Here is a 6,632-nt window from a genome sequence, read left to right as displayed (position 1 = left end):
TGGCCGATGTTATGACCAAGCCCTTCTTTTCTAATCATACGGGAGGTAACAGATTTCAGGATATTGATAAATTTAGACAACGTAACCGATGGTTTTGACGCAAAAAGTATATGGATATGGTCGTTATCTGTTTCTTGCTCAATAATTCGTATTTCAAAGTTAGATACTATATTGACCACAAGTGATTTCAACCTTTCTGATATTGGATCCGTCAAAATCTTACGTCTGTATTTTACACAAAACACAAGATGGAACTGAATACAATAAACCGAATGGCAACCCATATCAATCTCATATTTCATATGAGGAAAAATACAAAGAACAGAGTATGAAGTCAACAACAAACTATGCCGATTCATCCCCCCCACAGAATCACAGATTCGGAAGGGGACTTCTCGGCGGGAAGTTAATTTCCATAAAATTTAACGCCCACAGGCAGATACTTTTTTTACTTATTTAGATATGGCCTACTTGACATTAGTAGAGTTAAGAAGTAATTTCTAAAATATCATATTAAAAAAGCGGCTTGAAGCACAAGCCGGCCCCTTGAAAAATTACTATAACTAATTAACAATTAACCGCGGGACAGAATATAGAATCTACCGGTATTTATTTTAAGGTACGGTAAAACCTTACGTTTCAAGAAGGATTGACCTATGGAACCTACAGAATTCAGCAACAATTGGGAGAACTTTATTAAAATGCTTCTCCATCGCTTGGACATTCCAACTAAGGAGGATATTGCTAATCTTCACAAAAGGCTTGATAAGCTAGAACAATTGATTTATCAGAATCATCCGTTGAGCAGGCAGAAAAACAAAAGCCGGACGCCAACAAAAAAGAGTGCATCTTCCATTGTTCTGAGTATCATCGGCAACCATCCGGAAGGCACTAATTTTAAAACCATTAAGGCGGCCACGGGTTTTGACGATAAAAAATTGAGAAATATTATTTTCAGACTGGATAGAATAGAAAAGATCCAACGGCTCAGCCGGGGAATTTATAAAAAAATTTAATTTTCTTAAATTTTTTATATTGAACCTGGGATTACTCCAAGTCGTAACCTTAGCAAAAACATGCAAAACAAGGCCCATGCCCAGAAGATGGTTAAGGGAAACCTTTTACAGGAAAATATATGAATAAGATTGCATTTACACCCGGGCAGGCCATAAGCGGCTACACAATTAAACAGGTATCGCCCCTGCCCGAAATTAACGCCCATCTGATCGAACTGGTCCACGAGAAGACAAAAGCTGTCCACATCCATATTGCCAATGAGGATAAAGAAAATACCTTTGGGGTATTTTTCAGAACCGTTCCCACGGATTCCACAGGGGTTGCGCATATTCTTGAGCATACCGTGCTGTGCGGGTCCGAAAAATACAAGGTCCGGGATCCTTTCTTTTCCATGCTCAAACGAAGCCTGTCCACCTTTATGAATGCATTTACCGCGTCCGACTGGACCATGTATCCATTTTCTACCCAGAATAAAAAAGACTATTTTAACCTGATGGATGTTTATCTGGATGCGGCGTTTTTTCCCGATCTTGATCATTTAAGTTTTAAGCAGGAAGGCCATCGGCTTGAACTGGAACCAGGAGAAAACGGGGAACCTGAACTGGTATATAAAGGGGTGGTCTACAATGAAATGAAAGGCGCCATGTCCTCACCTGCCCAGGTCATTTCCCGGGCCCTGCTTAAAGGGCTTTACCCGGATACCACCTATGCCAATAATTCAGGTGGCGAACCCGCAGACATTCCAAAACTCACCCACGAGGATCTTAAGTCGTTTCATGCAAGGTATTATCATCCGTCCAACAGCTATTTTTATACGTATGGGGATTTGCCTCTGGAAGAGAGCTTAAGCTTTATTGAAAAAAAGGTGCTCTCCAGATTTGATTTTCTTGACATGGATACCCGGGTTCCTTCTCAGCCCCGGTGGCATACCCCTAAAGTCATGACCCAGACATATGCCTATTCAGATACCAATAATATCGCCGCCAAATACCAGGGATGTGTGGCCTGGTTGACACCTGATATCGCGGATCATTTTGAAGTGCTGATTATGGAGGTGCTTGAACAGATTCTCCTTGGAAATTCGGCATCCCCCTTGAGAAAGGCACTCATTGACAGCGCCTTGGGTTCTGCCCTGTGCGATGGTACTGGGTTTGATTCAGATAACCGGGACACCATGTTTGTCTGCGGGTTGAAGGATATTGAAGTATCTGCAGTCCCCGAAGTGGAGAAAATTGTTTTTACCTGCCTTGAAACCCTTGTCGGCAAAGGAATTGATCAACATTTAATAGATTCTGCCATCCATCAGATCGAATTTTCACTCAAGGAGATCACCAATACACCATACCCCTATGGCATAAAATTGCTTGTGGGTATTGCCTCGATCATGGTTCATGAAGGTGATCCCGTAACCGGTATTAATATTGACAGTGATTTGGCAAAACTGCAGGAAGAGTTAGCCAAAGGCCCCTTCCTGGAAGGCCGAATTCGCCGCTATTTTCTGGATAATCCCCACAGACTTCTGTTTACCCTTGCTCCGGATGAAGGGCTTGAAGCCCGCCAGGCCGAAGATATACGCCAGGAACTTCAGGAGAAACTAAAATCACTGGATGAAGCGGAACTGGCGCAGATCAAAAAGGATGCTGCGGCCTTGAAAGAACGCCAGGAAACAGAAGAAAACCTGGATCTTCTACCCACCTTGGCGCTTGAAGACGTGCCCCCTGAGATTGAAATCGTTCACCCCGATACGATCAAGGGTATCACCTGCGCCACCGCCTTTGACAAGGCCACTTCGGGCATCCTCTATTTCACCTGCCCGGTAGGTGCCGGAAACATTGCGCCGAATCTTTTTCCTATGGTGCCGTTTTTTGCCCGGGCTTTTACAAATGCCGGCACAAAAAATTCTTCCTATGTGCAGATGGCTGAACGAATGGATCTTTATACCGGCGGCATTTCCATGTCCCCCTTTTCAGGCACCCATTTTGACCATGAGGGTAAAGGTCACTCCTTTCTGGCGTTGCAGGGAAAAGCCCTGGACCGGAATATTGACCATCTTTTTGATATGATGGATGAATATATCAATGATGGTGGATTTAAAGACCACGTGCGGCTTAAAAGCCTTATTCTGCAATATCAGGCAGCTCTTGAAGCCTCCATCGTTGGGTCCGGACACAGGTATGCGATAACCTTGTCCGCCCGACACCTGTCAACGGCGGCCAGTATTAATGAATTGTGGCATGGCATTGCTCAGTACACCCGGATCAAGGATCTTACCGCCAAAGTCGATAATGCGAAAACAGGCGCCCAGGCCCTGGCTGAACTGGAAAAAGACCTTTCTGCCATGGCTTGTGGCGTCATGAGAAAAGATAATTTTAAACCTGCTGTCATCGGGTCTGCTTCGTCCATGATCCAGGCTGATAAACGCATTAAAAAAATTTATGACAACCTGCCCAACGGCAGCAACCAGGCTTTTCATACACCGGATATAGAAACACAGACCCTGCGGCCCTACGACGGTTGGATGACCAATACGGCGGTCTCTTTTGTGGGTCAGTCCTTTAAGGCGGTTCGCATCTCTCATGAAGACGCCCCGGCCCTGTCCGTTATTGCAAAACTTTTGCGTTCCCTGTTTCTGCACCGGGAAATCAGGGAAAAAGGCGGAGCATACGGGGGATTTGCCCTGTACAACATGGAAGAGGGTTTTTTTTCATTTGGCTCCTATCGTGACCCCCATATCAAACGGACCCTGGATGTTTATGCAGATGCCTGTGATTTCATCACTCAGGGGCAATTCACCCAGACAGATGTCAAAGAGGCCATACTTCAAGTCTGCTCGGACATTGACAAGCCTGAAACACCGGCTCCGTCTGCCATGAAAGCCTTTTATCGCCAGATAACCAAATTATCCGATGAGATTCGCAAGGGATTCAAGGATGCCCTGTTGGGTATGGACAAGCAAAAGGTCGTGGAAACGGCTACCCGGTATTTTTTCCGGGATGACGATGCCAAGGGTATTTCTGTGATTTCCTCAAAATCGCTGCTGGATCAAGCCAACCAGGAACTCGTGGCAGAAGGGCGTGAACCGCTGATCCTTCATAAAATTTAGGTGTTAAGTCGTTGTCAACTACCCCTCCTGAATCAGAGATTCAGAAGGGGCTTGTAAAAGCCCGAGTTGACTAGCCTGAGTCCTCGTTATCGGGGACTACGTTCGGCAGGATGTAGATACCTTTGGATATATTCGCCAGTCCAAAGATTTCAGGAGGGAAAAATGCAGTTTATCGTAATCGGTCGGGACGGCACAGATGAAAATGCCCTGGAGAGAAGAATGGCCGCCAGGGAGGCACACCTTGAAACCGCCAGGAAAATGTACGAATCCGGCAATTGGCTCTATGCCGCCGCCATTCTCAACGACGAAGGGAACATGGCAGGCTCTATGATTGTCTGTGATTTTGAATCCCGGGACGCATTGAAAAGGGAATGGTTGGACAACGAGGCCTATGTCAAGGGCAATGTCTGGGAGACGATTGAAATTACGAAAGCAGCCGTTGCACCCTTCTGGGCTCGCAAGTAATGTGTTTGAGCGCTTTAGAGAATAGCTGAGCTTACGCCTCTCCTGATCACATTGGTTTAAAAAGGTGGGACAGCATTTTTTCAGCTTCTTCAGGCAGGCCGTTCCCGGCCCCGGCAATATCCAGGGTATGGGCGCCGAGCAGACGGTACAAAGCTGAATATTCGGGTGTTTTTTCGTCAATGTCAGCCAGGTGCCGGGACACTGTTTCATGATCCCCCCGGGCCACAGGGCCTGTTAGGGCACGGGTACAGCCCCTGGACCCAATATTGGAAAGAGTGCCCTGGATCAGGGGCGACAAAATTTCAAATGCCACATCTTCCCGAAGTCCTGTTTCCATTAAAAGGGTCAGGGCAAACCGCACCAGGGTTACAAGGTAGTTGGACGCCACTACAGCCGAGGCATGGTAAAGGGTTTTGGATTCCGTTGGGATGGCAAAGGCCCGAGCGTCAAGGGCTGCAGCAATCTCTTTGCCCTGGGCAACAGCATCGGGATCCCCTTCAACAGATACATTGATTCCTTTAAAGGGGCTTGCCTGTCCCGGTTCATAAGGGGCAAAAGACTGCAGGGGATGAATGGAACCGACAACTGCCCCGAGTTGTTTTGCCTGGGCAAGAATGCCTGAAGAATGGGCGCCTGACAGATGAAAAACCATGGTTTCCGGTCCCAGGGCGTTTTGCCGGGCAAGGTCGCTGCAAATAGACTCTATGAGGCCATCAGGGGTGGTGATAAAAACAATGTCTCCGGCCCGGGCGCAGTCAGCGGCTGTATCAAACACGGTGCCGCATCCTGCTGCTGCCCTGGCGGCCTGGGACGAAGTCCTGCTCCTGCTGAAAAAACCTGCCGGTTCATACTCTTTTTTAAAGAGGAATGCGGATAGACAGATGCCCACCCGTCCACAGCCGATTACGGAAAATTTTCGTTTAGGTGTATTCATAATTTTGTTTCCTACCTGGGTGGAAATTTGTGTTTAAGCGAAAAGTTGCCCAGATGCAACGCCGCAGATGGGTAACTTTTCGTTCAATACTTTCTTTGGGATTCCCGCATATTTTTGGTGAATACCCTTTGCTTTTCTCAGACAGGCCCGGCAGATCACCTGGGATGCCGGCGCATTCCCGCCACACACTTTGCATATGGGAATGGACGACTTTCTGTTCAGGAACCTTGACTTTCGATATCAGGTCTTCCGGTTCCTCCGGGATCTCCGGTATTGCCTTCGGGTGTCTAACTTTGATTTGATATCCGATCTCAGAGTGATTTCTTGTTGAAACAGAGACTTCCCCTTAGATACCGCAGCGATACCGACATGAATCCCCCCGTCATCTATGCCGACAGTAAACCGGTTGTACGTACTCTGTGGTCTCATAAAGCAGTTGAATGGTAAACGGCGTTCTTTGGATTACTTTTGCCTTTCCCTGTTTGAGCAAAATTCGGGCATTTGTCGGATTTGTCGGCATCATCCATTTGCCTGATTGTGATTTGACATACACTTTCATAAAAAACCTTTTGGTTATTATCACCCTCCGAAGAGGGGTAGGGTTCGCCTCGCCAATGTTCAGCAGGCTTCCTAATGTGGTTGACCGCTCCTTCCTCACAGATCTTTTACAGTGCCACGACAGCGCTTTGGACTGGCGAATACATCCAAAGGTGTCTGCATCCTGCCGAACGTAGTTCCAACAAATGGGATTCAGGCTAGTCAACCTGGGCTTTTACAAGCCCCTTCTGAATCTCTGATTCAGGAGGGGTAGTTGACATACTATTTATATTCATATTCCTGCGACGGAAAACTACCCTCTTGAACCTCTTTAATATATTCATTAAGCCCCTGGGCAGCCAGGGCAGCTATATCCACGTACTTTTTCACGAATTTGGGTATGAATCCGTCATTGATGCCCAGCATGTCATGGAATACCAGAATCTGGCCGTCGCAAGAGGGACCGGTGCCGATGCCGATGGTGGGAATGGTCAGGGCCTGGGTAATTTTTTTGGCAATGGAAGAAGGAATGCCTTCCAGAACTACGGAAAAAGCCCCGGCTGCTTCAACGCCCCT

Annotated in this window: 8 protein-coding genes; 3 read left to right on the top strand and 5 right to left on the bottom strand. The window is 47.0% G+C overall.

All coding sequences use genetic code 11. The annotated features are described in order from the left end of the window. Nucleotides 1–284 (bottom strand): IS200/IS605 family transposase (gene tnpA / locus B3D59_RS18455; RefSeq protein WP_286818830.1); only part of this gene is annotated, 284 nt, incomplete at its 3' end. A gap of 372 nt (nt 285–656) precedes the next feature. Here tnpA and B3D59_RS08095 point away from each other — a divergent pair. From B3D59_RS08095 to B3D59_RS08085, 3 genes are all read left to right on the top strand, one after another. After that, nucleotides 657–1,016, top strand: a complete 360-nt coding sequence (locus B3D59_RS08095) for a hypothetical protein (RefSeq protein WP_286818829.1) — start codon at nt 657–659, stop codon at nt 1,014–1,016. 119 nt (nt 1,017–1,135) lie between these two features. After that, a complete protein-coding gene (locus B3D59_RS08090; RefSeq protein WP_286818828.1) occupies nt 1,136–4,120 on the top strand; it encodes an insulinase family protein in 2,985 nt (994 codons plus the stop codon). Nucleotides 4,121–4,282: 162 nt separating this feature from the next. Beyond that, the gene (locus B3D59_RS08085) at nt 4,283–4,585 is read left to right on the top strand and encodes a YciI family protein (RefSeq protein ID WP_286818827.1); all 303 of its coding nucleotides are present in this window, start codon (nt 4,283–4,285) and stop codon (nt 4,583–4,585) included. Nucleotides 4,586–4,631: 46 nt separating this feature from the next. Here the strand turns inward: B3D59_RS08085 and B3D59_RS08080 are convergent, their stop codons facing one another. The 4 genes from B3D59_RS08080 to B3D59_RS08065 all read right to left on the bottom strand — a co-directional run. Continuing rightward, nucleotides 4,632–5,519 carry a Rossmann-like and DUF2520 domain-containing protein gene (locus tag B3D59_RS08080; protein WP_286818826.1) on the bottom strand — a complete coding sequence of 296 codons (888 nt, stop codon included), beginning with the start codon at nt 5,517–5,519 and terminating at the stop codon, nt 4,632–4,634. A 240-nt stretch (nt 5,520–5,759) separates the two neighbouring features. Continuing rightward, nucleotides 5,760–5,948 (bottom strand): RRXRR domain-containing protein, encoded by a 189-nt coding sequence (locus tag B3D59_RS08075; protein WP_286818825.1) that lies wholly within the window; start codon nt 5,946–5,948, stop codon nt 5,760–5,762. Then, a complete protein-coding gene (locus B3D59_RS08070) occupies nt 5,902–6,039 on the bottom strand; it encodes an RRXRR domain-containing protein (protein ID WP_286818832.1) in 138 nt (45 codons plus the stop codon). Before B3D59_RS08070 ends, B3D59_RS08075 begins: the two co-directional genes overlap by 47 nt. Before the next feature lie 299 nt (nt 6,040–6,338). After that, nucleotides 6,339–6,632 (bottom strand): 3-methyl-2-oxobutanoate hydroxymethyltransferase (locus B3D59_RS08065; RefSeq protein ID WP_286818824.1); only part of this gene is annotated, 294 nt, incomplete at its 5' end.

It is taken from the genome of Desulfobacter sp. UBA2225 (assembly GCF_002348205.1).
In the GTDB taxonomy this organism is placed as follows: Bacteria; Desulfobacterota; Desulfobacteria; order Desulfobacterales; family Desulfobacteraceae; genus Desulfobacter; species Desulfobacter postgatei.
Note: the sequence above shows the minus strand (reverse complement) of the source record. Positions and strands in the feature narration are given on the sequence as shown.